A 26,521-nucleotide genomic window follows, 5' to 3' on the forward strand; every position below is an offset into this window, starting at 1 on the left:
TTGATGTTCTCGCTTGGGGTATCAATTGCCAAAGGGGGATGGACTAGGCAAAGAAATAGCGCGACTCCAGCACCAGGCTGAGGTCCAGGTCGCCATGCGGCGGGAGGGGTGGGAGTTTCTCTGCCGCTTCTGGCGGGAGCTGCTCGACGAGTTGCTGTCGGAAGTCGGCCAGTACGTCGCCGCTGTATTGATCGACGAACGCCTGCCGGAGTGCGGCGGCGAGGATTGCTGCCTGGCCCGCGTGCGTACCGTAGGAGTCGTGGATCATGGCGAACGACTCGATGCCGTTCTCTGCCGCGAGGCAGGTGGTCAGCATCATGTGGCTGGCGTCGCAGGAGTGGACGAAGTTCGGACTGATCCCGAGGGTCTGCCTGCGACGGTCGAGCTTAGTACCGCCGATGTTGACCACTAAATTCACCTCGCGGCCTCCGACGTGCGGCCGGATGCGGACGCCTTCCTCCTCGCGGTACTCCTGGAGGACCGGGAAGCCAGCGGGGGTCGTCCAGCTCACCGGCAGGTCGGCCGACGAGGCGACCTTGGAGGCGTCACGCAGCCAGTCCATCGCCGCGCGGGCTGCGATCACGACCTCGCCGATGCACTCCCACAGCAGGGTCGCCAGGTACTCGGCGGTCTCCCAATCGTCCTCCATGCCCAGCTTCTTGAACTTGGAGAGCACCTGGGCGCGCATGCCCGACTTCGTGACGCCGTAGGGCAGCGTCATCACCGGCTGCTTCACGATGTCGCGGGTGAGCTGGCCGTCCAGCTTGATCGCCAGCGGGTCGCCGCTCTCGGCACGGGCGCGCAGCTTCTCCTGGGCCACGTCTTTCACGCGCGAATAGATGTCGGCGGGCTTCGGCTGCGGGATCAGGTTGGTGGCTGCACCGCCCACGGAGTCGCGGAGCATGGCCGAGAAGTTCTGGAGGCCGTTACAGGAGCCGTCGAGCGCGATGGGCAGATGGGAGACGTGATCGCGGCCGTTGAGGCTGTAGCCGAGCCACTCGAAGCACGCTGCCAGCGCGCAGAACGGGCTGTCGGCGTCCATCCAGAAGCGTTGGCCGTCCAGCGGATCGAGGGCGCTGTCGAGAATCTGCTCCTCGTGCTCGCGCACCCAGGCCACGCGCTCCTCGAACGACACCTTGTCCACGCCGAAGCAGTTGGCGACGTGGATGGCGAGCCAGTAGGCACCGTCCTCGCCGAGCGGCACGCCTTGGGCGAACGTCAGCAGGCCCTTGGCCGCATCATCACCCTGCGGGGTCAGCGTCGGGGGCAGGGGGTAGCACCGGCCGCGGAAGTCGAGGTTGTGAGGGAAGTAGATCGCGGGGTACTCGGCGAACTTCTCCGCCAAGGCGATCTTCTGCGCGGCGGCGAGGCGGGTGGACACGCTGCGCGCGTTGGCCTCGTAGACCTTGGCGCGGTCGCGCTTCCATTCCTTGAACTCGTCGGCGTGGTGCTCCTTGAAGTAGTCCGGGTCGGTCTCCAGCAGGGCAGGGCGGCTCGGCAGGTCCATCAGTTCACGCTCCGGCAGCCCGGCGACACCGCCGCCTGCGTTCCACAGCTCGCGCATGACCTCTAGGACGGGCACGTTCACCTTCCAGGCGGTTGCCTGGATGGCGTTGAGGGCCTGGTAGACGTTGGGCATATCGACCAGCGCCAGCTCGCGCTTGTAGGCGCGGTTGCGGGTACGCACGAGGTCAGCCCGGCCGCCGATGTCGGTCAGGTAGCCGCCGTCGCGGGGCGTGGTCCACGGACGGGGCGGGACGACCATCGGCATCAGCACCGGCTGGTACAGGGCGGCGCTGTCGTGGGCCTTGGTCAGCCAGTCGAGCACCTTCTGATTCCCGGCGATGAGCAGGTGGCGCTTGCCGCGCTCGGCGACGGTGACCAGCTCGACCAGCCCGGTCGCCTCGACGAACAGCTCGATGAGCTTCATGCCCACCAGCAGCGCGTCCTTGTCGGACAGGTAGAGGCGCTTGTCGTCCTCGGGGGCGAACTCGGCGTCGGCGATGACGTGCCGCATGACGGCGGTGGAGTGCCGGGCCGAGGTGGACTTCTTGAGCTGCTCCTGGACGACCCGGTACAGGCCGGGGTGCTTCTCGCGGAGCAGGGAGAAGTTGATCTCGTTGGCGACCTCGTGGCCCAGGGTGATCGCCACGGACACCGCCTTGCGGTGATCGGCGACCAGCGCGTTGACGCAGGTGAAGCTGGTCAGATAGGCGAGGGCGTGGGGGTTCAGGTGGCGGATGAATTTGAGGGCGGCGTGGCGCTTGCCCGGCTTGCCGGTGTCGGCTTCGGCCACGAACGCCATGATCGCGGCGGCGGTGGCGTCGATGCTCTCCATGACCAGCTTGCGGCCGGGGCCGGTCTCGGCCTCCTGGCGCTGCTCCCTGATCTTCTCGTAGCGGGCAATGCCCAGGCTGGTGCTTTCCTTCTCCAGTTCGAGCTGGGCGGCGTGCAGGTCGTTCTCTTGCCAAGTCGTCATCGTTTGCCCTCGGGGGATGCAAAAGTCAAAACGGGAGGACCGCACCGGGGGCTGCCCGGTACGGTCCTGAGTGGTTCGGTTGTTGGTCCTGGGTGGACCTATGTGGAACTGTAGTAGTCCTCGGTGGTGAACAGCAATGAGTAGTTCTGAATGGTTGTCCTAGGAGGAGGTCCGCCGAAGATGACCACTTTATTCGGCGTCACCTGGTGTCACCTGTCGCGGCACCCGGCGTCACCTATATGTCACCCGAAGCGTCACCTGATAGACTGGAACGCTGTAAGTAGTTGAGTGGTCAGCACTAATCGGCAGGGGCTTCGGGATTTAGGTTCCAGTGCCGCAAGGCGTGGGGGTTCGAGTCCCCCCTTTCGCACCAGCCCAGGTGCGTCCATGGCCGGCCAGCCACTCCCCCTGCAATGCCACTGGCAGATGCCGCATCTGCCCATGTGTTGGCCAGCGGTCTTCACATAGTCGTTATACTTGTTGACCGCATCGCGTGGCCGGATTTGCTGCGCTTACAACAAGGAAGGGGGGATTCATGAAGAAGTTTCTGAAGTGGGCGATCATCGTGATCGTGGTCCTGTTCGTGGGCCTGATGGCACTCGGCATGCTGGTCGACGCCAACAAGACGCCTGAGCAGCGTGCAGCCGAGACCGCTGCGCGTGAGCAGCAGCGTACCGAAGCCGCTGCCGCCAGGGAGCAGGCCAAGGCCGACGCTGCGGCATCGAAGGAGCGCGCCAAGGCCGAGGCCGAGCAGAAGAAGCTCGACGAAGAGCGTGCTGCGCTCGACGCGCTGCCGCAGGTGACTGTTGCCGAGCTGGCCAAGGCCTACGAGGAGAACACCGTTGCCGCCGACCAGAAGTTCAAGGGCAAGCGCTACCGCGTTTCCGGCACGGTGGACTCGATCAACACCGATCTGATGGGCGACCCCTACGTGAGCCTGCGCGCGGGCCTGTTCATCGAGCCGCAGTTCTCGTTCAGCCAGGCTCACCTGGAGGTCATCGGCACCCTGAAGAAGGGTCAGACCGTGAATCTGGTCTGCACCGGTCGTGGTGATGTCGGCAAGACGCCGATGTCCAAGGATTGCCAGGTCCTCTGACCGCGACGCTGTCCCGTACTGGAAAAGGGCGCCATTGGCGCCCTTTTTTTGATGTGTGTGGCCCACCATGGGGCATGCCTGAACGCGGGGCGGGCTCGCCGGGCACGGGCGGAGGGTCTGCCGGGAGCCAGGTTCAAGCCCCCTTGACCGGCACGCGCTGGCAGTGCAGGCCGAATTGGGCGAAACTAAAGGGCTGCGGCAAGCAGGCGCGTCCCAGACGTCGTGTCCTTACAACCGTTTCATCCCAATCATCGAGCCGGGGGCCTGGGCCACCGGTGGCAGGAGTCAACATGCAAGCTTCGATCGAATCCACCGGCAACCTGGAACGCCGCCTGAGCTTCTCGCTGCCGGAAGAGCGTCTGCAGAGCCACATCGTCGGCCGCCTGGGCGAAATCGCCCGTACCACCCGCATCAAGGGCTTCCGCCCGGGCAAGGTGCCGGCCAAGGTGATCGAGCAGCGCTTCGGCGCGCAGGTCCGTGGCGAGGCGCTGGACGGCCTGCTGCGCGAAACCTTCGACGCGGCCGTGCGCGAGCACGACCTGCGCATCGTCGGCAGCCCGCGCATCGACAAGGGCGACGAGGGTGAGTTCTCCTTCGTGGCCACCGTGGAAGTGGTGCCGGACTTCGGCGACATCGACGTCAGCAAGCTGACCGTCGTCCGCCACAGCGCCGAAATCACCGACGCCGACATCGACCAGATGATCGAGAACCTGCAGAACCAGCGTCGTACCTGGGCCCCGGTCAGCCGTGGCGCGCAGGACGGTGACCTGGTCGCGGTGGAAACCTGGTCGCAGGCCGGCGAAGAGCGCCTGCCGGCCGAAGGCACCGAGAAGGGTTCGATCGTGCTCGGCCAGGGCATGATGTTCGAGACCATTGAAAAGGGCCTGGTCGGCCTGGCCAAGGGCGAAGAGAAGACCCTGGACGTCGAGTTCCCGGCTGACTGGCGCGTGCCGGTGCTGGCCGGCAAGACCGTGCAGGTCACCGTCAAGGTCGCCGAAGTGTCCGAGCCGGTCGTGCCGGCGGTCGACGAAGCCTTCATCAAGAGCTTTGGCGTGAAGGGCGGCGACGTGGAGCAGTTCCGCAGCGACATCCGCGCCAACCTGGAGCGCGAGCTGAAGGGCGCGCTGATGAACCGCCTGCGCCGCGAAGTGGGCGAGCAGCTGATCGCCGCCTATTCCTCGGTGGAAATGCCGCCGCGCCTGGTTGAGAACGAAGCCCGTGCCATGCTGGCCCAGCAGGTCGAGCAGATCCGCCGCAACGGCCAGAACGTCGGCGAGATCCCGGCCGATGCCCACGAAGGCTTCAAGGAAGCGGCCGCCAAGCGCGTGCTGGTCGGCCTGCTGGTCGGTGAAGTGGCCCGCATCAACGACCTGCGCCTGGAAGCCAAGCGCCTGAACGAAACGATGCGTCTGATCGCTTCGACCTACGAAGAGCCGGAGCAGGTCATTGAGATGTACCGCAACGACCCCCAGCTGATGTCTGGCCTGCAGAACCGTGTGATGGAAGAGCAGGTGATCGACTGGATCGCCGAGCGTGCCCAGCACACCGAAGAGAAGCTGTCGTTCCAGGACGCGATCCGCCAGTAAGCCCGGGCGGATCACCGGATGCCCCGTGCCTTTGCCGGCGCGGGGTTGTTGCCCCCCAAGATAGGTACCTCACGTAATGGACAACCGAACCAAAGCCCTGAACCTGGTTCCGATGGTGGTCGAGCAGACCAGCCGCGGCGAGCGTGCCTACGACATCTATTCGCGCCTGTTGAAGGAGCGCCTGATCTTCCTCGTGGGCCCGATCGACGATCACATGGCCAACGTGGTGGTGGCGCAGTTGCTGTTCCTGGAATCGGAAAACCCGGAAAAGGACATCAACATCTACATCAACTCGCCGGGTGGCGTGGTCACCGCCGGTATGGCGATCTACGACACCATGCAGTACATCAAGCCGAATGTGAGCACTACCTGCATCGGCCAGGCTGCCTCGATGGGTGCCCTGCTGCTGGCCGCGGGCGAAGCCGGCAAGCGCTATGCGCTGCCGAACTCGCGCGTGATGATCCACCAGCCGCTGGGTGGCTACCAGGGCCAGGCCACCGACATCGACATCCACGCGCGTGAGATCCTGACCCTGCGTTCGCGCCTGAACGAGGTGCTGGCCAAGCACACCGGCCAGTCGCTGGAGACGATCGCCCGCGACACCGAGCGCGACAACTTCAAGAGCGCCTTCGAGGCGCAGGCCTACGGTCTGGTCGACCAGGTCCTGGAGCGTCGTCCGGATGAGTCGATCCAGGCCGGTTGACCGGCCTTCACGGGGCCATGGAGGCCTCGTTCCTGCAGGGTCGGGCGGGACTGGTGTCCCCTCGGCCCTGTGCTATTCTCGAATCGAACCCCCGTTCAGCGGGTGGGGTAACTGGGTAAGCGAAGCATGAGCGAAGACCGCCAAGGTCGTTCCACGGACACCGGCAAGATCCTCTACTGCTCTTTCTGCGGCAAGAGCCAGCATGAAGTGCGCAAGCTGATTGCGGGTCCGAGCGTGTTCATCTGTGATGAATGCGTGGAGCTGTGCAACGACATCATCCGCGAGGAGCTTGAGGAAAAGGCGCAGTCGGCGCGCAGTTCGCTGCCGAAGCCGCGCGAGATCCTCGAGGTGCTCGACCAGTACGTGATCGGCCAGAACCGCGCCAAGCGCACCCTGGCCGTGGCCGTGTACAACCACTACAAGCGCATCGAGAGCCGGCAGAAGAACGACGACGTCGAACTGGCGAAGTCGAACATCCTGCTGGTCGGCCCGACCGGTTCGGGCAAGACCCTGCTGGCCGAGACCCTGGCCCGCCTGCTCAACGTGCCGTTCACCATGGCCGACGCCACCACGCTGACCGAAGCCGGTTACGTGGGCGAGGACGTGGAGAACATCATCCAGAAGCTGCTGCAGAAGTGCGACTACGACGTCGAGAAGGCGCAGCAGGGCATCGTCTACATCGATGAAATCGACAAGATCTCGCGCAAGAGCGAGAACCCGTCGATCACCCGCGATGTGTCCGGCGAAGGCGTGCAGCAGGCGCTGCTGAAGCTGATCGAAGGCACCGTGGCCAGCGTTCCGCCGCAGGGCGGCCGCAAGCACCCGCAGCAGGAATTCCTGCAGGTGGACACCAAGAACATCCTGTTCATCTGCGGCGGCGCGTTCGCCGGGCTGGACAAGGTGATCCAGGCCCGTTCCACCGACGTCGGCAGCATCGGCTTCGGTGCCAAGGTGAAGAGCAGCGAGCGCAAGCAGGAAGTGGGCAAGGTGCTGGCCGAAGTCGAGCCGGAAGACCTGATCAAGTTCGGCCTGATTCCGGAGTTCGTCGGCCGCCTGCCGGTGGTGGCGACCCTGGAGGAGCTGGACGAGCCGGCCCTGATCAAGATCCTGACCGAGCCGAAGAACGCCATCACCAAGCAGTTCAAGAAGCTGTTCGAGATGGAGAACGTCGAGCTGGAGTTCCGCCCGGACGCGTTGTCGGCCATTGCCCGCAAGGCGCTCAAGCGCAAGACCGGTGCCCGCGGCCTGCGCACCATCGTCGAATCGGTCCTGCTGGACACCATGTACGACCTGCCGTCGCAGGAAAACGTCAGCAAGGTGGTGGTGGACGAGTCGGTGATCGAGCACAAGTCCGAGCCGTACCTGATCTACCAGACGCCAGCGGCCCCTGAACAGAAGGCCGCAGGCGCCGAGTGATCCTTCCAGGTTGTTGATTGGAAAGGATTTTCAAGGAATGCCTTGCATCTGAAAGCCGATGGCCCCATAACGGGGCCATCGGCTTTTTTTGTCTCCGGAAGATGCCCTCCCGGAGGCGGTTTTCCCCCTTCCCTGGAGCCCCCATGGCCCGTTCCCCAAGTGAAACCCTCGACCTGCCGGTCCTGCCGCTGCGCGACGTAGTGGTGTTCCCGCACATGGTCATCCCGCTGTTCGTCGGCCGTGACAAGTCCATGCACGCGCTCGAACAGGCAATGGAGGCGGACAAGCGCATCCTGCTGCTGGCGCAGAAGTCGGCCGAAACCGACGACCCGCATGCGGCCGACCTCTACCAGGTCGGTACGCTGGCGCAGGTGCTGCAGCTGCTGAAGCTGCCCGACGGCACCATCAAGGTGCTGGTCGAAGGACTGTCGCGCGTACAGGTCACCCACGTCGACGAGCGCAACGGCTCGCTGCACGGCCAGGCGGTGGAGATCGAGGCCACTGACGAGCGCGAAGCGCGCGAGGTCGAGGCCATCGCCCGCTCGCTGATGTCGCTGTTCGAGCAGTACGTCAAGACCAACCGCAAGCTGCCGCCGGAGCTGTTGCAGACGTTGTCGGGCATCGATGAGCCGGCGCGCCTGGCCGACACCATCGCCGCGCACATCAGCGTGCGCCTGGCCGACAAGCAGCGCCTGCTGGAAACGCTGGCCGTGGGCGACCGCCTGGAAATGCTGGTCGGCCTGGTCGACGGCGAGATCGACGTGCAGCAGATGGAGAAGCGCATCCGCGGCCGCGTGAAGTCGCAGATGGAGAAGAGCCAGCGCGAGTACTACCTCAACGAACAGATGAAGGCCATCCAGAAGGAACTGGGTGACCTGGACGACGCACCGGGCGAGCTGGAAGAACTGGCCCGCAAGATCGCCGAAGCCGGCATGCCGAAGGCCGTTGAAGCCAAGGCGCGCAACGAACTGAACAAGCTCAAGCAGATGTCGCCGATGTCGGCCGAAGCCGCGGTGGTGCGCAACTACCTGGAGTGGCTGCTGGGCGTGCCGTGGAAGAAGCGCAGCAAGGTGCGCAAGGACCTGAAGGCTGCGCAGGACACCCTCGACGCCGATCACTACGGCCTGGAGAAGGTCAAGGAACGCATCCTTGAATACCTGGCGGTACAGTCGCGCGTGAAGCAGATGAAGGGCCCGATCCTGTGCCTGGTCGGGCCGCCGGGCGTGGGCAAGACCTCGCTGGGCCAGTCCATCGCCAAGGCCACCAACCGCAAGTTCGTGCGCATGTCGCTGGGCGGCGTGCGCGACGAGGCCGAGATCCGTGGCCACCGTCGTACCTACGTCGGTTCGATGCCGGGCCGCATCGTGCAGAACCTCAACAAGGTCGGCAGCAAGAACCCGCTGTTCGTGCTCGATGAGATCGACAAGATGTCGATGGACTTCCGTGGCGATCCGTCTTCGGCGCTGCTGGAAGTGCTCGACCCGGAGCAGAACAACGCGTTCAACGACCATTACCTGGAAGTGGACCTGGACCTGTCCGAAGTGATGTTCGTGGCCACCTCGAACTCGCTCAACATTCCCGGCCCGCTGCTGGACCGCATGGAAGTGATCCGCATCCCCGGCTACACCGAGGATGAGAAGCTCAACATCGCCACCCGCTACCTGGTGCCCAAGCAGGTCAAGGCCAACGGCCTGCAGCCGGAAGAGCTGGAGATCGGCAGCGATGCCATCCAGGACATCGTGCGCTACTACACGCGCGAATCGGGCGTGCGCAACCTGGAACGCGAGATCGCCAAGATCTGCCGCAAGGTGGTGAAGGAGATCGCGCTGGCCGGCCCGCAGCCGGCCAAGGCGAAGAAGGGCGCGAAGAAGAAGGCGCTGGTGAGCGTGTCCAGCAAGAACCTGGACAAGTACCTGGGCGTGCGTCGCTTCGACTTCGGCCGTGCCGAGGAAGAGAACGAGATCGGCCTGGTCACCGGCCTGGCCTGGACCGAGGTCGGCGGCGATCTGCTGCAGATCGAATCGACGCTGGTGCCGGGCAAGGGCCAGCTGATCCTGACCGGCCAGCTCGGCAACGTGATGAAGGAATCGGCTTCAGCGGCGCTGTCGGTGGTGCGTTCGCGCGCGGTCGGCTTCGGCATCGACAGCGACTTCCTGCAGAAGCACGACGTGCACCTGCACGTGCCCGATGGCGCCACCCCGAAGGACGGCCCGAGCGCCGGTGCGGCAATGGTCACCTCGCTGGTGTCGATGTTGACCAAGGTGCCGGTGCGTGCCGACGTGGCGATGACCGGCGAGATCACCCTGCGTGGTCGCGTCACCGCCATCGGTGGCCTGAAGGAAAAGCTGCTGGCGGCACTGCGTGGCGGCATCCGCACGGTCATCATCCCGGAAGAGAACCGCAAGGACCTGGCCGACATTCCGGCCAACGTCACCCGCGATCTGAAGATCGTCCCGGTGAAGTACATCGAAGAGGTCCTGGACCTGGCGCTGGAGCGTCCGTTGGCACCGAAGAAGGCGCGCAAGAGTGCGCAGCGTGTCACGGTGCGCAGCAAGGCCAAACCGAGTGGAAGCGCGCGCGTCAAGCATTGACGCGCGCTGTCCAATGGCCCGAAACCCGCGTCATTGCTGGCTTTCCAGCTTGCGTGGGGGTAGGGCCACTGGTATAAAAGCAGCACTCGCGAATGAGTGATCGCTGTCAGCGATGACTGAATCGGCGAACCGTTTCCACATGGTGGCCGCATGCAGAAGGCATGCGGTTGCTTCCCTGTCGAATAAGCGGAACCCACCGCCAAAGGAGTTGTAGAGAATGAACAAGACCGAATTGATCGATGCCGTTGCTGAAGCTGCCGACCTGACCAAGGCCGAGTCCAGCCGCGCTGTCGATGCCGTCGTTGCTGCCATCACCAAGGCGCTGAAGGACGGCGATGCGGTCACCCTGGTTGGCTTCGGTACCTTCCAGGTCCGCGACCGTGCTGCACGCACCGGCCGCAACCCGAAGACCGGCGACACCATCAAGATCGCTGCTTCGAAGAATCCGTCGTTCAAGGCTGGCAAGGCCCTGAAGGATGCTGTAAACTAAGCGGCTCGCTGGGGTGCTTAGCTCAGCGGTAGAGCGTCTCCTTTACACGGAGAGGGTCGGGGGTTCGAAACCCTCAGCACCCACCACAGCACCGCGGTAAAAGTTTGAGTGTGGAGCGGTAGTTCAGCTGGTTAGAATGCTGGCCTGTCACGCCGGAGGTCGCGGGTTCGAGTCCCGTCCGCTCCGCCATTCAACGAGGCCTCCGGCCAAAAGCTGGAGGCTTTGTTTTCTTCCCGGTCCAGGCCGGCTGGAAAGCAAAAAAAGCAACAATGCGGAGCGGTAGTTCAGCTGGTTAGAATGCTGGCCTGTCACGCCGGAGGTCGCGGGTTCGAGTCCCGTCCGCTCCGCCACTACATCGAGGCCCCCGGCCTGAAGCCGGGGGCCTTGTCTTCTCCCCGGAAGGTTCGGGAAGAAGGCGAAAGGTTTTGCAAGAACGGAGCGGTAGTTCAGCTGGTTAGAATGCTGGCCTGTCACGCCGGAGGTCGCGGGTTCGAGTCCCGTCCGCTCCGCCATTGCAGAATTCTTAAGTCCCTGTGAAAAAACTTTGAAAAAAGTGTTCACCGGGCTGGGTTTCCAGGGAGTCTTCGGATATACTGGGCGCCTGCAAAGTTTCAGCGCGGAGCGGTAGTTCAGCTGGTTAGAATGCTGGCCTGTCACGCCGGAGGTCGCGGGTTCGAGTCCCGTCCGCTCCGCCAACTCTAAAAGCCCTCGGCGCAAGCCGGGGGCTTTTTCTTTGTGCCGTCGGAAGCGGTGCGCAGGCCACGCCGGTGCTGCTTTTGGTCCCTGCGACGAAGCGGGTTACACTGCCGGGCTCGCCAATCAGGCCTTGTGATTCCTCACCATGCTGCAGAAACTCCGCGACAAGACCTCAGGCTGGATCGTCACCGTGATCCTGGGGCTGCTGATGATTCCGTTCCTGTTCGTGATCGACAACAGCTACCTCGGTGGCGTTGGCGCACAGAACGTGGCCAAGGTTTCCGCGCCGCCGACCTGGTGGCGTTCGGCACCGTCGTGGTGGCCGGTGCGCATGCTGTGGCAGCACCATGAGATCAGCGCGCAGGATTTCCGCACCCGCTTCGAGCAGGAGCGCATGCGTGAGCGCCAGCAGCAGGGCGAGAATTTCGACCCGCGCGCGTTTGAAAGCACCGAAAACAAGCTGGCCGTGCTCGATCAGCTGATCGACGAACAGGTCGTGCGCCTGGTCGGCGAGCAGGCCGGTGTCGTGATCGGCGATGGCGCGGTGCGCGAGTACATCGCCACCATCCCGGCCTTCCTCGATTCGAACGGCAAGTTCAACGAGAACAACTACCGCCTGGCGCTTGCCGGTGGCAATCCGCCGCGCACGCCGACCCAGTTCCAGGAACTGGTGCGTGAGAGCCTGCAGCAGTCGGTGATCCCGTCGGGCCTGCAGAACTCGGGCTTCGTTACCCAGTCCGAGACCGAGCGCCTGCTGAAGCTGCTGGGCGAGACCCGCGATGTCGAGCTGGCCGCGCTGCCGGAAGTGCCGGCCGATACCGCGCCGGTGACCGACGCGCAGATCAAGCAGTGGTACGACAGCCATGGCAAGGACTTCCGCCAGGCCGAGAGCGTTTCGCTCGAGTACGTCGAGATCAATGGTGCGAACCTGCCGGCACCGACCGCCGCCGACGAAGCCACCCTGCGCAAGCGCTATGAAGACGAGAAGGCGAAGTTCACCACGCCGGAGCAGCGCCAGGCCTCGCATATCCTGATCACCGGCGACGGTGCCGAAGCCAAGGCGAACAAGATTGCCGCCGAAGCCAAGGCCGCCGGCGCCGACTTCGCTGCACTGGCCAAGGCCAACTCGGAAGACCCGGGTTCGAAGGGCCAGGGTGGTGACCTGGGTTGGGTCGAACGCGGCGCGATGGTCAAGCCGTTCGAAGATGCGCTGTTCGCTGCCAAGGCCGGTGACGTGATTGGTCCGGTCAAGACCGAGTTCGGCTATCACATCATCAAGGTTGCTGCGGTCCGTGGCGGCCAGGGCAAGTCCTTCGAGGAAGTGCGTGACACGCTGGCTGCCGAGCAGCTGAAGGCCGACGGCGAGCGCGGCTTCAACGAACTGGCCGGCCGTCTGGTCGACGCCATCAACAAGAGCCCGAGCGATCTGGCTGCCGCGGCCAAGGAAGTGAACCTGCCGCTGCAGACGCTGGGCCCGATCACCCGTGCCACCGCCAGTGGCATCGCCGCTGACCCGGGCGTGCTGCGTGCGGCCTTCTCCGACGTGCTGGTGCAGGACGGGACCGCCAGCGACCCGATCGCGCTGGGCGGCGCGACCAACCACAGTGTGGTCATCCGCGTGGCCGCGCACACCCCGGAACAGGCCATGCCGCTGGACAAGGCGCGCGAGCAGGTGATCGCCGCGATCCGTGCCGACCGTCAGCGCCAGGCCAGCGACAAGGCGGCCGATGCCGTGCTGGCCAAGCTGAAGGCGGGCGCCACCCTGCAGTCGCTGGCGGCCAGCGAGAAGCTGCAGCTGAGCCCGATGCCCGGCCTGCCGCGCAGCCAGCCGGTGCCGACCCCGGAAATCAACCGCGCGATCTTCAGCGCGCCGGTGCCGGCCGATGGCAAGCCGAGCTACGGCAAGGTCGATGTCAACGGCCATGCGTTGCTGTTCGCGGTGAACAAGGTGAACCCGGGCGACGTGAAGGAAGTGACCGCCGAGCAGCAGAAGCAGCTGAAGGACCAGCTGAGCCAGATCGATGGCATGGCTGCGGCCAAGGCCTATGTCGAGGCGATGCGCAAGAAGTTCGTGATCCAGACCACCGAAGCGAACCTGTAAGCCTCGCGGCGGGCAGGATCGAAGAAGGCCCGGCAATGCCGGGCCTTTTTTTGTCTTCGCGTCGTTTGTGGCGCGCTTGGCCTCTGGTAGTGGTCGAGCTTGCTCGACCGCCGTTTGTAAAGTCGAGCCGTGCTCGACTGCATCCGCTGGGCGCAGGCATGAAAAAGCCGAGCATGGGCTCGGCTCTATACGGGAGGCGCTTGGCCTGTGCGTCAATCCTCGACGCGCAGCACCGCGCCAGGCTTCAGCACGCTGCTGCCGCTCAGGCCGTTCAGCGACAGCAGGGCCTTCACCGGCATGCCGTAGCGGCGGGCGATGGTCCAGGCCGACTCGCCATCACGCACGGTGTGGCGGCGGCTGCGCGGACGGTCGGCGATCGCGGCGACGGTTCTGGTGACCTGCGGCGTCGGTACAGCGGCCGCCACCGGTGCGGTGGTGGCGACCAGCGCGGTCGCTGCCTCCGCTACCGTCGCATTTGCGGCCGAGACCGGCGCCAGCACGCGGGTGGTACCCGAGGGACGGCCACCGGAGGCCAGGGCCGGGTTGAGGCGGGCGATCCTGGCAGGGTCCAGGGCGCGCTGTGTGGCCCACTGCTGCACGCTGGTGCCCGCAGGCAGGGTGTGGTCCTTCAGCACCGGCACGGTGCGGTCCAGCGAGGCCATCACGCCAGGCTGGTCTTCCACGTCTTCCAGCACGCAGGCCAGGGCATGCAGCTTCTCGACGTAGGCATGGGTGACCGGCGACAGGCCGGGCAGCGCTGAAGGCTTGGCGTTCTGCGCGTTCATGCCAGCCTTGCGCATGGACTGCAGCACGCGGTACTCGCCGGCGTTGTAGGCCATCGTGGCCAGGCGCCAGTCGCCGCCGAACATGCCGTGCAGGGTCTTCAGGTAGCGCACTGCGGCCTGGGTCGAATCGACCGCCGACAGGCGGCCGTCATAGCCGTTGGTCATCGGCACGCGATGGTTGCGCGCGGTGGTGGCGATGAACTGCCACAGGCCGGTCGGGCCGCTGCCATTGCGGGCATTGGGCCGGTAGCCGCTTTCCACGAAGGGAATCAGCGCGAACTCGGTGGGCAGGTCGGCCTTGCGCAGCTCTTCGACCACGTAGCCGAACAGGACCAGCGCATCATCATCCTGGTTGGCCAGGCGCGAGGGGGCGTGGGCGAACTGCTTCTGCCAGCGCGGGCTGGTGGCCTCGGCGTCGCAGCTGGGTTCGGCCAGTCCGTCGCGGAAGCTGGTGAAGATCTCCTGGCCGTTGCGCACCGAAGCGGCGGGCAGCGCAGCCGGATCCAGCGGCAGGGCCGCAGCGGCGGTCAGGTTCTGGCTGATGCCGGCGCCCAGCGACTGTGCGCCCGCGGTTCCGGCCAGCCCCAGGGCAAGGCCCAGGGCCAGCGGCAGACTTCGGCGCATCATGCGCGGAAGCCGTCTTTCCAGTGCCGGAGACCGGCCATCACGTCGGCGTCGTCAACGAGGTCACGGCCCAGGTGTGCCGAGACCGACGCACGGATCGGCGCCGCGTGCACACGCAGGAAGGGATTGCAGTCGAATTCGTTGGCCAGGGTTACCGGCAGGGTGGAACGGTCATCGCGGCGCATGGCCAAAGCCTCCTCTTGGCGCTGCCACAGGGCAGCGTTGGCGGGGTCGACATGCCGCGCGAAGACGGCATTTGACACGGTGTACTCGTGGGCGCAACAAAGCAGCAGTTGCGCGGGCAAGGTACCCAGCTTGCGCATCGATGCCAGCAGCTGGGACGGCGTACCTTCGAACAGACGTCCACAGCCCAGGCTGAACAACGAATCTCCGCTGAAAAGATGTTCAGCAGTGTGAAACGCGATGTGGCTGCGGGTATGCCCGGGCACGGATAGTACGTGGAACGTCCGGCCCAGTGCCTGAACGCGTTCACCTTCGCCGACCCGTTCGGTGGCCGTGGGGATGCGCTCTTCGACCGGCGCGATGACCCGTACACCGGGAAAACGAGCCTGCAGTGCGGGCACGCCACCGATGTGGTCGTCGTGGTGGTGGGTGAGCAGGATCGTGTCCACGCGCAGGCCCTGATCGGCCAGTGCGAGCACCGGCGCGGCGTCACCCGGGTCGATGACCACGGCAGTGCCATCGTCGGCGATCAGCGTCCAGATGTAGTTATCCGCAAATGCGGGCAGGGCAGTCAGTCGCATAGAATTGGACCATGCCCGCGCTGCAGAGCACCCGTCAAGCGAGCCAGACCCCGTGGTTCGACAGTGAGCCGGCGGCGGCGCTGCGCGTCCTGGAACGGCAGTTGCTGCTTCCGCAGCTGTCGGCGCTGCCCGCGCAGCCCTGGCTGTGGATCGCGCCGAGTGCGGCCTGGCTGGAGGATGCGCAGCTGGGTGGGCGCGGCCTGCGCCTGTACCGGCAGGGGGCGGGACCGGGCTATGACGGCGATACCCGCTGCGGGCTGCCCTTGCCCCTGGCCAACGAGAGCGTCAATGCGATCGTGCTGCAGCATGTCACCACCGGCGATGCCGACCTGCTGCTCGACGAGTGCGAGCGCGTATTGATGCCGGGCGGCCATCTGTGGCTGAGCAGCCTCAATCCGTTCAGCCCCTACCGCACGCACTGGCGGCAGCATGGGCTGGTGGTGCGTACGCCGCAGCGGATCCGCCTGCTGCTCGGCCGCCATGGCCTGGAGTGCGACGATATGCGCTACCTCGGCCCGCTCTGGCGCGGTGCCGGCAGCCGTCGCCCGGGGGGCTGGGCGCCATTGCGCGCGGCCTGCCTGTTCCATGCGGAGAAACGCACGCTGGCCCTGCCCGGGCCGAAACCGCTGCCGGTGCGCTGGCACGGCACCGTTGCTACCTGATTCTGGAGCTGTATTGAAAACCATCGAAATCCACACCGACGGATCCTGCCTCGGCAATCCCGGCCCCGGCGGCTGGGCTGCGTTGCTGCGCTACAAGGGCCACGAGCGCGAGCTCAGTGGCGGTGAAGCGCACACCACCAACAACCGGATGGAGCTGATGGCGGCCATTTCCGGGCTGGAGACGCTGACCGAGCCGTGCAACATCGTGCTCTACACCGACTCGCAGTACGTGCGGCAGGGCCTGACCCAGTGGATGCCCGGCTGGATCCGCAAGAACTGGAAGACCGCTGGCGGTGATCCGGTGAAGAACCGCGAGCTGTGGGAGCGCCTGCACGCGGCCACGCTGCGGCACCAGATCGACTGGCGTTGGGTGAAGGGCCACTCCGGCGACCCGGACAATGAGCGGGTGGATACCCTGGCCCGCAACGCGGCGATCCAGATCCGCGACGCCAGCCCGGTAAACTGAGCCCATGCGTCAGATCATCCTCGATACCGAAACCACCGGCCTGGAGTGGAAGAAGGGCAACCGCATCGTCGAAATCGGCTGCGTGGAGCTGTTCAAGCGCCGCCCGACCGGCAACAACTACCACCAGTACATCAAGCCGGACTGCGAGTTCGAACAGGGCGCGCAGGAAGTCACCGGCCTGACCCTGGAGTTCCTCGATGACAAGCCTGAATTCGCGCAGATCGCCGATGAGTTCCTGGCGTTCATCGATGGCGCCGAGCTGATCATCCACAACGCGGCGTTCGACCTTGGCTTCCTCGACAACGAGTTGTCGCTGCTGGGGCCGCAGTACGGAAAGATCACCGACCGCTGCACGGTGATTGATACCCTGGCGATGGCGCGTGAGCGCTTCCCGGGCCAGCGCAACTCGCTGGATGCGCTGTGCAAGCGGCTGGGCGTGGACAACTCGCACCGTGCGCTGCATGGCGGCCTGCTCGATGCGCAGATCCTTGGCGATGTCTATATCGCACTGACCTCGGGTCAGGAAGAGATCGGCTTCGGCCTGGGCGAGGAAGATGGCGGCGGTACCGGCGCGGCGTTGCAGGCTTTCGATACCAGCAAGCTGCTGCCTCGTCCGCGCGTGGTGGCTACGCCGTCGGAACTGGAAGCGCACGCTGCGCGGCTGGAACGGCTGCGCAAGAAGGCCGGCCACGCGCTGTGGGATGGCCCGAAGGTGGAAGAGCCCGCCAGCGCGTAATACATCGAGGTAGTGCCGGCCGCTGGCCGGCATCGTCCTGATACGAGGTTCCCCGCGTGAGCCGGCCAGCGGCCGGCACTACCGCCTCCACGCATGGCGAGGCTCTACCGGTTAATGGCAGCGCACCAGGATCACGCTGATGTTGTCACGGCCACCGCCATCGAGTGCGGCGGCGACCAGCGTATCCACGCATTCCTGCGCGCTGGCATCTTCGAATGCCAGGGTGCGGGCGATGCCGCGGTCATCCACTTCCTCGGTGAGACCGTCGCTGCACAGCAGCAGCTGCATGCCCGGACGCAGCTCACCACTGGTGGTGGCCACGTTCAGGTGGGCTGGATCGGTCACGCCCAGTGCCTGGGTGACCACGTTGCGATGCGGATGCGCGCGCGCCTGTTCGGCGGTCAGGTTGCCCTGCGCGACCAGTTCCTGCACCACGCTGTGGTCCTGGCTGAGCTGCGCCAGCTGGCCGTCGCGCCACAGGTAGGCGCGGCTGTCGCCGACCCAGGCCACTTCATAGCGGTTGCCCTGCACGCGCGCGGCGACCACGGTGGTGCCCATCGGCAACGTGTCGTTGCGCCGGCGCGAGGCGCGGATGATCTCTTCGTCGGCAGTGCGGATGGCCTGTGCCAGCGGTGCGCCGCGGCGAATCTCGCGCACGATGGTTTCGCGTGCCAGTGCACTGGCCACTTCGCCGCAGGCATGCCCGCCCATGCCGTCGGCCACCAGCCACAGGGCCAGCTCGCTGTCACCGTAGTAGGTGTCCTCGTTGAGCTCGCGGCGCATGCCGGGGTGGGTGAGGTGTCCGAATTCGATCATGGTAGGCAGGGCGGGGTATTGCCGGGGGAGACAGGCATCATCGGGTGGCCGCAGGCATCCGGCAAGGCATGCGCCCAGGAAATTTTCAGTTCGTTGGCCGGAATGACTTGTCGTCGGCCTCACTTCCTCGTATGATGCGCGTCCCCGGTCCGCCGGGGACCACCCGGAGAGGTGGCAGAGTGGTTGAATGTACCTGACTCGAAATCAGGCAGGCGTTTATAGCGCCTCGGGGGTTCGAATCCCCCCCTCTCCGCCAGATAAAAGAAAAGGGCTGCCGAAAGGCAGCCCTTTTCTTTTATCTGGCGCGGGACACGACGCGCGTTTCGCGCGTCGCCCCACACGTTGCGTGGCAACGCGTGGGCCCCTCCCTTTGCCTGCCTCTCCCCGCCCCTGTCGGGGCAGCCCCTCAACAGAGGGACTTGTTTCACCCGGCGATTCCCTGTGTGGCGGATGCAAGTCATTGCCTGGATGAGTTCGGTGATCATCCCCTCGACTGGAGAGGGCTGCCGAAAGGCAGCCTTTCTTCTTTCATCTGGCGCGGGAACGCGACGCGCGTTTCGCGCGTCGCCCGAGACGTTGCGCCGCTCGTTGCCCGCTGGGTGCATCCACGCACGGCGTGGAAGGCAAGGCCATTCGCACAGGGTGGGGATCCATGCCCTGTGCGAATGGCGTGTGCTCAGAACGTGTAGCCCAGCCCCAGCTGTATGCCGTTCTGGGTCTGGCCGTCGCGCCGCTCGCCCACGTAATCAACCATCACCGACAGGCGCTTGCTGGCACGGCTGGTCACGCCCAGGTTCCAGGCCAGGACCTGCTCACCGACGGGCTGGCTGCTGGCACTGAACAGCAGGTCCGGGGCGGCGGCGAAGCCGTTGCTGTAGCGGGCCTGGGTATCGCCCAGCTCCTTCTGCCAGACCACGCGGGCCCGCGGGGTGATGCGCTCGCCGTTGTTGCCGTCGAAGGTCTTGAACAACTGCAGGCCGGCGCCTACGCGGATGCTTTCCAGGCTGCCACTGCGGCCGATGAGTGCGGCTGCGTCCTGGCCTTCGTTGAAGTGCGTGGCCGAGGTGCGCATGTAGTCGATCACCGGCAGCAGCGGCTGTATCACCAGGCCGTTGCCGGTGGTGAACGAGAACGCATGCTCCACGCGCGCGGAAATCGCGTCGTTGCTGTACTTCGCACGCAGCGGTGCCTGCAGGCCCTCGATCCCCTCGATGCTGCGACGGGTATCGTGGCGAAGATCGGTGTAGCGGACAGCGGCGGACAGGTAGCCGCGCGAATAGAGCGCGTCCACGTAGCCGCCGATATCCAGCGCGCGGACATCGCCGCTGAATCCTGCACCTTCGCTGGGCCTAGTCGACATGTCGGCCGCGGCAAGGCTCACGCCCAGTGTCACACGGTCGTCTGCCAGGCGGGTATCGGCACCAAGTGCGATGCCGCCGATGGTGTGGCTCAGGCCGGCGACGCCGGCATCACCCTCGATACGGCCGTGGCTGCCGAAGCCCCGCGCCCAGAAGCTGCGGTTGCGTCCGGCGTCGCCCGCATCACTGCCCGCATCCGCCGGTGCGACCAGGTGCATCGCCAGCTGGTTGAACAGGCGATTGCCGGTCATCGCAGATTGTGCCGAGGCCGTCTGTGCGGCCTGTGCAGCCAGGCCGTCCGCATCGCCACCGCTGCGTGATGCTGCCTGGTGCTGCTGCACGACGTTGCCGATGCTGCCGACCAGTGCGGAATCGGCCAGGCGCAGGCTGGCATGCCCGTCGCCACGCAGTGCTCCCGCCTGGCGCGCGATGTCATCGCGGTCAGCGAACTGCAGGGCGCCCAGCAGTCCGCTCATCGAGGAAGTGCGCTGTGCAGCCGCCTGTTGCAGTGCGATGCCCAGGCCGTCGCCGGACGGGGCATTGCCGAACAAGCGTGTGTCGTCGAAGGAGGGATTGGCGGTCAGCCACAGGCCACTGCCGGTCTGATTGACGGTGAAGCTGAGCAGTGAATTGTGGCGAGGGCGGAATACAGCGCCGGGAGCGGTGAGGTCCACCGCGCTGCCGGCCTCGCCACTGCGCTCGACGTACTGGAAGCGCCCTTCGATGAAGTCCGACACCGGCGCTGCGCGGGTCAGGGTATCGGGCGTAGCGGTGCGGCACCACAGGCCAGCGTACTCACCGTTCGACGCGCTGCAGGGGGCGATGGGCAGCTGCAGGGCGCTGGCATCCACCTGGGTTCCCACCAGGTGGTTCTGCTGCCCGGCCGGGAAGAACGCCTGCTTGACGTCCAGCGTCAGCCTGGCGGCGGGGGCAATGCTCAGCACGGCGCGGTTGATGTTGCCGAACAGGTTGTAGTCCCCCGTCTGCCGGTCCTCATCGACCAGGAAGTAGCGGGCTTCTTCCAGCGTCAGTGCCGGTGCAGTGCGCTGGCTGTCGACCTCGAAGGCCAGGTTCGCACCGTCATTGAGGTTGATGTAGCGACCCTTGCCGATCCGGAAGCGCTCGCTGGTGAACACGTCGTCGCCACCCGGTGCGAGTGCTTCCAGCGAGTAGGGGCGCATGACGATGCCGGACGGCGCGAGCGTTCCGCCCTCGTTGATGTCGATCGTGGCATTCAATGAACCGTGCCCGGTCAGCACGCCGCCGCGTTCGATCACGGTCAGGCTGCGCAGTGCGCCCTGCTGCAGTTCGATGCGCCCGCCATTGCGGGCGCCGATGGCTTCGGCGTGGTGGATCCAGCCATTCTGCTGCAGGCGCAGGGTGCCGCCATCGGCGACCACATACTGGGCGGCGGAAGCGGTATCCAGCGACCAGACCCCGCCCTTGCCGATACGGATCACACCGAAGGCGTCGTCCAGCCGGATGTCCGGGGCCGACTGCTGGAAGTAGCGCAGGTTGGCCAGCGCATTGGTGTAGCGCCCGCGCACGGCCAGGTTCGGATTGAGGTCTCCGCTCACGTCCTTGTCGACGGAAAGCACGTCGCCGGTCTGGACGTAACCGGCTTCGGTGACGACGCGATCACTGTAGAAGGTCACACCGGGATACGCGGTGCAGTTGCCTGCCGCGCTCTGGTCGCGGGTCGGGCAGAAGCGCGTGGCCACGGCCGCCACGTTCGGGTCGAAGTAGCGCAGGAAGCCCGACTGCTGGGTCAGTTCATAGTGCGCCTGGACGATGCGCGCTTCGATGACCGCGAAGTCGGTCGGGCCGAACATGTCCCGGTAGTACTTGATGTACTTGTCCTGCCCCGGGTACGGGGTAGGGCCGTTCGGGCCGGATTCGCCATGGATGCCCAGCACCGTCTCCGTGTAGTTGCCGTGCGCCGGCAGCAGGCCGAATTGCGTGACCTTGCGCTTCACGCCGGCAACGAAGGCGTCGGCGCAGGCCGAGTAGCAGCCGCCGTCCAGTACGGTATCCAGCCCGTGCTGGCGGATGATGGCACCCATGCCCACGCCACCGGAGGCGGCCCCGCCCGGCGAGTTGCGGAACACCACCTGGCGGAGCGGCGTACCCCGGGCCTGCGCGGCCAGGATGTAGGCCTCCAGCGTCTGCGGATCGGTCGCCAGTACGTTGCCGGTGTAGTAGAGCGTGTCTCCATTCACGTGGAAGGCACTGGCATGGGCCTGCGGCGAGGCAGCGATGCCGAGAAGTGCTGCAACAAGGGCACTGCCGAGGACGGTGGCGCGACGGGTGGGGAGGGCGGGATATCGATGCATGCGGAGTTCCACGGAAAGGAGTGAAGTGCGGATGCCGCCCCTTTTTCGCTGCATGAACACGCTGATGCGGCGTGGTTTCAACACGTTGCGGCGTGGGCAGGGCGGGTCGCGCGCGCTCGGCCGTTGGACTTGCCGGGCGAGGAGGGCGACAGGCCGCCTCTCCAGACCGCTAACGCAGCTGCGGGGGGTTCTCCCCCAGTCATCGCGCTCGGCTGACCATGCAGGCGCCGGGGCGCAGCGTTTGCGCCGCGCGGGTTACCATGTATGCATCACCTGCTGGAGCCTTCCCCCATGAGCGCTGAAATCCTTGTCCCCGTGTCCTTCGGCGAGCTGCTGGACAAGATCTCGATCCTGCAGATCAAGTCCGAGCGCATCAGCGACGAGGGCAAGCTGGCCAACGTGCGCAGGGAGCTGTCGGCGCTGGAGCAGACCTGGATGGCGCACCCGGCGGCGGTGAAGGACATCGCCAAGCTGCGTGCCGAGCTGAAGGCGGTCAACGAGCAGCTGTGGGACATCGAGGACGACATCCGCCTGAAGGAAAAGGCGCAGGCGTTCGACCAGGGCTTCGTCGACCTGGCGCGCAGCGTCTACCTGCGCAACGACGAGCGTGCGCGCATCAAGAAGGCGATCAACCTGGCGCTGGGCTCGGCGTACGTGGAAGAGAAGTCCTACCAGGATTACGCGCAGCGCGCGTAATCCCGGCGGCCAAAAGGGGGAGGTCCACGCCACGCGTGGATGAAACCGCAGGGCGCAGGCCAACGCCCGGCCGGCCCATCACCCCAGATGATCGGCCACGTAACGCTCGAAAGCCGCGATGCCGTCTTCGACAGTGATCAGTTCCATCACATCGTCGAACTCGATCTTGGTGCCCCATTTCAGATCGGCAGCCTGCTTGGCCAGGTACTTGCGTGCGGCGTCGTCGTAGCGGTCCACGCAGTAGCGGCGGTCCGAGTACGGTCCGCTGCGGTTCGGGTTGCTGGCCGCATGCAGGCCCAGCACCTTGGCGCCCATCGCGTTGGCGATGTGCATCGGGCCCGAGTCCGGAGTCATCACCAGGTTGGCACGGGCAAGCAGGGCAGGCAGCTGCTTCAAGGTGTCCTTCCCGACCAGGTCCAGCGCCGGCGTGAGCAGTTGTGCCTGGATGGCATCGGCCATGCTGCGCTCCAGTTCGCTGCGGCCACCGCACAGCACCACCTGCCAACCACGCTGCGCGGCGTGGTTGGCCACGGCTGCATAGCGGTCTGCATACCAGTTGCGGCGCACGTGGCTGGAACAGGGCGAGATCATCAGCACCGGGCGCCCATCGTCCTGCCATTGCGCAGCGGCCCAGTCATATGCGGACTGTGGCACGGCCAGGTCCCAGCTGACCTCGGTCTGGCGCAGGCCCAGCGGCTCGCAGAAGCTGCCGATGGCATCCAGCACATGGACGCCGGGGCGGTCGGGAATGCGCTCGTTGATGAAGAGCCCGTGCAGGTCCTTGGAACGGCTGCGGTCGTAGCCGATGCGGCGCTCGGCGGGAATGAACGCCGACAGCAGGTTGGCGCGGAACGCCACCTGCATCTGCAGCAGCGCTTCAAAACGCCCCGGTGGCAGCTGTTTGCGCAGCTCCTTGACCCCTGCCATGCCGCTCTTCTTGTCGTAGGCGTGGAAGGTGACGCCGGGCAGGCCATCGAGCAGTTTGTGGCCGACCTTGTCGATGATCCAGTGGATCGGCGTGTCCGGACGCGCAGCCTGCAGGGTGCGCACCAGGGGCACCACGTGGGTGACATCGCCGAGTGCGGACAGGCGCAGGAGGCACAAGGAGGAGGACGCTGATGCCATGTGTTGTTAGACTCAATGAAATGGTCGCATTCGACGCCAATGAAGCGCTGACGCCATGCCGCGAGGGTCGCGGCATCGGGGCCATTCTGTTCGACCGCGAGCGGCTGCGGCAAGCCGAGGTTGGCCTGTTCTCGCCCCAGCACTGGGGCAGCAAGGCCCGGCCGGTCGGCGAGGGCGGCCGCGGCAGCGCCTGGTTCATCGATGCGCCGTTCGGCGCCAGCGTGCTGCGCCACTACCTGCGCGGCGGCCTGGCAGCGAAGATCAGCCATGACCAGTACCTCTGGCGTGGCTCGGACCGGACCCGGAGCTTTGCCGAATTCCGCCTGATGCGCGCCCTGCGCGAGAAGAAGCTGCCGGTGCCCAGGCCGATCGCCGCGTACTACATGCGCGAAGGCCTGCGCTACCGGGCGGCAATCCTGATGGAGCGGATCGAGGGCGTGCGCTCGCTGGCCGACCGTGCGCTGGTCGCCGGACGGGGCGCGCCCTGGGAAGAGACCGGGCGGCTGATCGCCCGCTTCCACCGTGCCGGCCTGGACCATGCCGACCTCAACGCGCACAACATCCTGTTCGATGGCAACGGCCATGGCTGGCTGATCGACTTCGACCGTGGGGTGATCCGCATTCCGGCCACCGCCTGGCGCGAACGCAACCTCAAGCGCCTGCTGCGCTCGCTGATCAAGCTGCGCGGCGAGCGCAGCGTGGAGGACGTGCAGAAGGACTACGCGCGGCTGAGGCGCGCCTATGACATGGCCTGGAACCGGGGCACCTGATGGGCTGGTCGTTGCGTTTCCTCGGCGTCGGCAACGCGTCGGCGGTCGAGCTGGGGTCGCCGATGTCGGTGATCGAGCGGGACGGGCGGCCATGGCTGACGATCGACTGCGGCGGCGAAGGCCTGACCGCGTTCAAGGCGCACTATGGGCACATGCCGCAGGCACTGTTCGTCACCCATGTGCACCTGGATCACGTGGCCGGTTTCGAGCGGCTGTTCGTCGATACCTTCTTCAGCACGCAGCGCCGCGGCAAGGTGCGCCTGTATGTGCCTGCCACCGTGGTGCCGCTGCTGCACAAGCGCATCGGTGACTACCCGAACGTGCTGGCCGAGGGCGGTGCCAACTTCTGGGATGCGTTCCAGTTGATCGTGGTGGGCGAGGCGTTCTGGCACGAGGGCGTGCGCCTGGAAGTATTCCCGGTACGCCACCACTGGCCGGAGACGGCCTACGGCCTGCGCCTGCAGGGCGCGCTGACCTGGAGTGGTGATACCCGGCCGATTCCGGAGATGCTGGCCCGCTTCGCCAATGACAACGAACTGATCGCCCACGACTGCGGCCTGCACGGCAATCCGTCGCATACCGGTGTGGACGACCTGGAGCGCGAGTACAGCGCGGAACTGCAGGCGCGGATGATGCTCTACCACTACGCCAGCGTGGCTGATGGTGTGGCGCTGGCCGCGCGCGGCCACCGCGTGGCGCAGCCGGGGCAGTGCGTGCCGCTGGCAACCCCGACTGCACCGCACGTGCTGGCGCAGGATCCGCCGTGAGCGGTGCCGGCCAGCCCGCCGACGCGGCGCTGGCCGCCGAGCTGGAGGTGCTGGAGCGCGCGCTGCATGCGCCTGCGGTGCGGGCCGATCCTGAGCGCCTTGACGCATTGCTGGACGAGGATTTCAGCGAGATCGGCAGTTCCGGGCAATGCTACGGCCGTGATGCAGCCTTGCAGGAGATTCCGTTGGAGCGCGCGCAGGTGCTGATCGAATCGGAACAGTACGCGGTGTGGTTGCTGGCCGACGGTCTGGCCCAGGTGCGTTATCGCAGCCGCCATTACCTCGACGGCCAGCCGCAAGGCTGGGTGCTGCGCAGCTCGCTGTGGCGCCGGCACGGGGATGGATGGCGCATGCTGTTCCACCAGGGCACGCCCGAGGCACGGTAGGACCGGGCCATGTCCGGCGAAGGGCGCCAACCAGGGTTGGCACCTGCCAGGGGCGGGGCGTCGCCGGAAAAGGCGATGGCCCCGCCGGCTGACCTCGGCGCCCGCGTCGATCGATACCGTTGCTGCCTTCCGGCCCTGGCGGGGTTTTCGACCTAGCGTCGCGAGGGGCCGACGGGGCCACCATAGAGACGTCGGCCGCCCGGAGGGCAGCCAGTTCACGGACCAGGGGAAGCAGCGCGCGATGCGCCAGAGACCACAGCCGGACTGCGCATCGGCTGGCCGATGGCAGAGGCGTAGTCTAGCGCAGGCAGGCGCATCGACGCCAGCTTCACGCGCTGAATCCGCTGTAACCCGTTCCCGCCCATGGCGGCCCGGGCCACCCGCCGTTGCTAGAATGCCGGCCAGGAGGAACGGCCTCCCCCACATCGGGAATCAAAGACCAGGACGGCCTGGCCCTACCAAGAGGAGGGCCGTCATGGCCTGGATCTATCTGTTGTTCGCCGGCCTGCTGGAAATCGTCTGGGCCGTGTCCATGAAGCAGTCCGAAGGCTTCACCAAGCTCACCCCCACCGTGGTCACGATCGTCGGCATGATCGCCAGCTTCTGGTTGCTGGCGGTAGCCATGCGCAGCCTGCCGCTGGGCACCGCCTATACGATCTGGACCGGCATCGGCGCGGTCGGTGCGTTCGTGGTTGGCATCGTGTTCCTCGGCGAGCAGGTCAGCCCGATGCGGATCGGTGCAGCGGTGCTGATCGTTTCCGGCCTGGTGCTGATGAAACTCTCGAGCAGCTGAATGATTTACTTATGGCGGGGAAAGGAATCTCCGCTTCCAGCAGGTATATGCATTTTCGGCAAGACCATTTTGTCCGCCCGTTTTATTTGACGTACGTCATGAAAATAACGAGCGTGATTCACATGCCGCTGGCACCGACGGTCGCACAGTGCCGCCATTCGTCGGGCGAAACCGGGGAGTTTTCGCCTTGAGGGACACGCTGTCGTACCTGTCACCGGGTGCGACAGCGTGAAGATGTGAAGATTTTCAGGAGTTAATGCCTTCAAACCTTGTTTCCGTATC

Annotated in this window: 21 protein-coding genes, 6 tRNA genes and 1 other RNA gene; 21 read left to right on the forward strand and 7 right to left on the reverse strand. The window is 65.9% G+C overall.

What is annotated here, in order from left to right; genetic code table 11:
* Positions 1 to 43: 43 nt before the first annotated feature.
* Positions 44 to 2,479 carry a DNA-directed RNA polymerase gene (locus AC5P7E_RS12660; RefSeq protein ID WP_005412423.1) on the reverse strand — a complete coding sequence of 812 codons (2,436 nt, stop codon included), beginning with the start codon at positions 2,477 to 2,479 and terminating at the stop codon, positions 44 to 46.
* Positions 2,480 to 3,014: 535 nt separating this feature from the next.
* Between AC5P7E_RS12660 and AC5P7E_RS12665 the strand changes: the two genes are divergently transcribed.
* The 12 genes from AC5P7E_RS12665 (at position 3,015) to AC5P7E_RS12720 (ending at position 13,158) form a co-directional block, all read left to right on the forward strand.
* Positions 3,015 to 3,575 (forward strand): OB-fold protein, encoded by a 561-nt coding sequence (locus AC5P7E_RS12665; RefSeq protein WP_052504338.1) that lies wholly within the window; start codon positions 3,015 to 3,017, stop codon positions 3,573 to 3,575.
* Between the two features lie 290 nt (positions 3,576 to 3,865).
* Positions 3,866 to 5,161: a trigger factor gene (gene tig, locus AC5P7E_RS12670; RefSeq protein ID WP_043401326.1), complete on the forward strand. Its 1,296-nt coding sequence runs from the start codon at positions 3,866 to 3,868 to the stop codon at positions 5,159 to 5,161.
* A 76-nt stretch (positions 5,162 to 5,237) separates the two neighbouring features.
* Positions 5,238 to 5,864, forward strand: a complete 627-nt coding sequence (gene clpP, locus AC5P7E_RS12675; RefSeq protein ID WP_004146318.1) for an ATP-dependent Clp endopeptidase proteolytic subunit ClpP — start codon at positions 5,238 to 5,240, stop codon at positions 5,862 to 5,864.
* Between the two features lie 126 nt (positions 5,865 to 5,990).
* Positions 5,991 to 7,280 carry an ATP-dependent Clp protease ATP-binding subunit ClpX gene (clpX, locus tag AC5P7E_RS12680; RefSeq protein WP_004154600.1) on the forward strand — a complete coding sequence of 430 codons (1,290 nt, stop codon included), beginning with the start codon at positions 5,991 to 5,993 and terminating at the stop codon, positions 7,278 to 7,280.
* Positions 7,281 to 7,423: 143 nt separating this feature from the next.
* On the forward strand, positions 7,424 to 9,871 hold the full coding sequence (lon, locus tag AC5P7E_RS12685) for an endopeptidase La (protein WP_049460497.1): 2,448 nt from the start codon (positions 7,424 to 7,426) through the stop codon (positions 9,869 to 9,871).
* A 217-nt stretch (positions 9,872 to 10,088) separates the two neighbouring features.
* A complete protein-coding gene (locus tag AC5P7E_RS12690; RefSeq protein WP_005408270.1) occupies positions 10,089 to 10,361 on the forward strand; it encodes an HU family DNA-binding protein in 273 nt (90 codons plus the stop codon).
* An 11-nt stretch (positions 10,362 to 10,372) separates the two neighbouring features.
* Positions 10,373 to 10,447, forward strand: a tRNA-Val gene (locus tag AC5P7E_RS12695).
* 26 nt (positions 10,448 to 10,473) lie between these two features.
* Positions 10,474 to 10,550, forward strand: a tRNA-Asp gene (locus AC5P7E_RS12700).
* Positions 10,551 to 10,634: 84 nt separating this feature from the next.
* A tRNA-Asp gene (locus tag AC5P7E_RS12705) sits at positions 10,635 to 10,711 on the forward strand.
* Between the two features lie 85 nt (positions 10,712 to 10,796).
* Positions 10,797 to 10,873, forward strand: a tRNA-Asp gene (locus AC5P7E_RS12710).
* A 106-nt stretch (positions 10,874 to 10,979) separates the two neighbouring features.
* Positions 10,980 to 11,056, forward strand: a tRNA-Asp gene (locus tag AC5P7E_RS12715).
* A gap of 146 nt (positions 11,057 to 11,202) precedes the next feature.
* The gene (locus AC5P7E_RS12720; protein ID WP_005408271.1) at positions 11,203 to 13,158 is read left to right on the forward strand and encodes a peptidyl-prolyl cis-trans isomerase; all 1,956 of its coding nucleotides are present in this window, start codon (positions 11,203 to 11,205) and stop codon (positions 13,156 to 13,158) included.
* Positions 13,159 to 13,370: 212 nt separating this feature from the next.
* Here AC5P7E_RS12720 and AC5P7E_RS12725 read toward each other — a convergent pair whose 3' ends face one another.
* Positions 13,371 to 14,570 carry a lytic transglycosylase domain-containing protein gene (locus tag AC5P7E_RS12725; protein ID WP_099485206.1) on the reverse strand — a complete coding sequence of 400 codons (1,200 nt, stop codon included), beginning with the start codon at positions 14,568 to 14,570 and terminating at the stop codon, positions 13,371 to 13,373.
* A complete protein-coding gene (gloB, locus tag AC5P7E_RS12730) occupies positions 14,567 to 15,331 on the reverse strand; it encodes a hydroxyacylglutathione hydrolase (protein WP_114618859.1) in 765 nt (254 codons plus the stop codon). The genes AC5P7E_RS12725 and gloB overlap by 4 nt, the downstream gene beginning before the upstream one ends.
* An 11-nt stretch (positions 15,332 to 15,342) precedes the next feature.
* Here gloB and AC5P7E_RS12735 point away from each other — a divergent pair, with 11 nt between their 5' ends.
* The 3 genes from AC5P7E_RS12735 to dnaQ are packed head-to-tail and all read left to right on the forward strand — an operon-like array spanning position 15,343 to position 17,195.
* Positions 15,343 to 15,993 (forward strand): class I SAM-dependent methyltransferase, encoded by a 651-nt coding sequence (locus tag AC5P7E_RS12735; protein WP_005408274.1) that lies wholly within the window; start codon positions 15,343 to 15,345, stop codon positions 15,991 to 15,993.
* A gap of 13 nt (positions 15,994 to 16,006) precedes the next feature.
* The gene (gene rnhA / locus AC5P7E_RS12740) at positions 16,007 to 16,459 is read left to right on the forward strand and encodes a ribonuclease HI (protein WP_005408275.1); all 453 of its coding nucleotides are present in this window, start codon (positions 16,007 to 16,009) and stop codon (positions 16,457 to 16,459) included.
* Positions 16,460 to 16,463: 4 nt separating this feature from the next.
* Positions 16,464 to 17,195 carry a DNA polymerase III subunit epsilon gene (gene dnaQ, locus AC5P7E_RS12745; RefSeq protein WP_114618860.1) on the forward strand — a complete coding sequence of 244 codons (732 nt, stop codon included), beginning with the start codon at positions 16,464 to 16,466 and terminating at the stop codon, positions 17,193 to 17,195.
* 111 nt (positions 17,196 to 17,306) lie between these two features.
* Here dnaQ and AC5P7E_RS12750 read toward each other — a convergent pair whose 3' ends face one another.
* Positions 17,307 to 18,011 carry a PP2C family protein-serine/threonine phosphatase gene (locus tag AC5P7E_RS12750; RefSeq protein ID WP_005408277.1) on the reverse strand — a complete coding sequence of 235 codons (705 nt, stop codon included), beginning with the start codon at positions 18,009 to 18,011 and terminating at the stop codon, positions 17,307 to 17,309.
* Between the two features lie 165 nt (positions 18,012 to 18,176).
* On the opposite strand from AC5P7E_RS12750, the gene AC5P7E_RS12755 reads away from it, so the two are divergent.
* Positions 18,177 to 18,267 (forward strand) — tRNA-Ser (locus AC5P7E_RS12755).
* A gap of 420 nt (positions 18,268 to 18,687) precedes the next feature.
* Here the strand turns inward: AC5P7E_RS12755 and AC5P7E_RS12760 are convergent.
* Positions 18,688 to 21,702, reverse strand: coding sequence for an autotransporter outer membrane beta-barrel domain-containing protein (locus AC5P7E_RS12760; protein WP_114618861.1), 3,015 nt, complete (start codon positions 21,700 to 21,702; stop codon positions 18,688 to 18,690).
* Positions 21,703 to 21,993: 291 nt separating this feature from the next.
* Between AC5P7E_RS12760 and AC5P7E_RS12765 the strand changes: the two genes are divergently transcribed.
* Entirely contained in the window at positions 21,994 to 22,398 is a 405-nt protein-coding gene (locus AC5P7E_RS12765) for a DUF6165 family protein (RefSeq protein WP_005408281.1), read from the forward strand.
* Positions 22,399 to 22,476: 78 nt separating this feature from the next.
* Here the strand turns inward: AC5P7E_RS12765 and AC5P7E_RS12770 are convergent, their stop codons facing one another.
* Positions 22,477 to 23,523 (reverse strand): glycosyltransferase family 9 protein, encoded by a 1,047-nt coding sequence (locus tag AC5P7E_RS12770; protein WP_012479274.1) that lies wholly within the window; start codon positions 23,521 to 23,523, stop codon positions 22,477 to 22,479.
* Between the two features lie 20 nt (positions 23,524 to 23,543).
* Between AC5P7E_RS12770 and AC5P7E_RS12775 the strand changes: the two genes are divergently transcribed.
* The 3 genes from AC5P7E_RS12775 to AC5P7E_RS12785 are packed head-to-tail and all read left to right on the forward strand — an operon-like array spanning position 23,544 to position 25,446.
* Positions 23,544 to 24,293: a 3-deoxy-D-manno-octulosonic acid kinase gene (locus AC5P7E_RS12775; protein WP_012479275.1), complete on the forward strand. Its 750-nt coding sequence runs from the start codon at positions 23,544 to 23,546 to the stop codon at positions 24,291 to 24,293.
* A complete protein-coding gene (locus tag AC5P7E_RS12780; protein ID WP_005408284.1) occupies positions 24,293 to 25,060 on the forward strand; it encodes an MBL fold metallo-hydrolase in 768 nt (255 codons plus the stop codon). The genes AC5P7E_RS12775 and AC5P7E_RS12780 overlap by 1 nt, the downstream gene beginning before the upstream one ends.
* The gene (locus AC5P7E_RS12785) at positions 25,057 to 25,446 is read left to right on the forward strand and encodes a nuclear transport factor 2 family protein (protein WP_005408285.1); all 390 of its coding nucleotides are present in this window, start codon (positions 25,057 to 25,059) and stop codon (positions 25,444 to 25,446) included. Before AC5P7E_RS12780 ends, AC5P7E_RS12785 begins: the two co-directional genes overlap by 4 nt.
* Before the next feature lie 78 nt (positions 25,447 to 25,524).
* Here AC5P7E_RS12785 and ffs read toward each other — a convergent pair.
* Positions 25,525 to 25,621: signal recognition particle sRNA small type (gene ffs / locus AC5P7E_RS12790), an RNA gene on the reverse strand.
* A gap of 300 nt (positions 25,622 to 25,921) precedes the next feature.
* On the opposite strand from ffs, the gene AC5P7E_RS12795 reads away from it, so the two are divergent.
* Complete coding sequence (locus AC5P7E_RS12795) at positions 25,922 to 26,239, forward strand: DMT family transporter (protein WP_005408286.1); 318 nt, start codon at positions 25,922 to 25,924, stop codon at positions 26,237 to 26,239.
* The last annotated feature ends 282 nt before the right edge of the window (positions 26,240 to 26,521 follow it).

This window comes from Stenotrophomonas sp. YJH_SMC_25 (genome assembly GCF_059369595.1).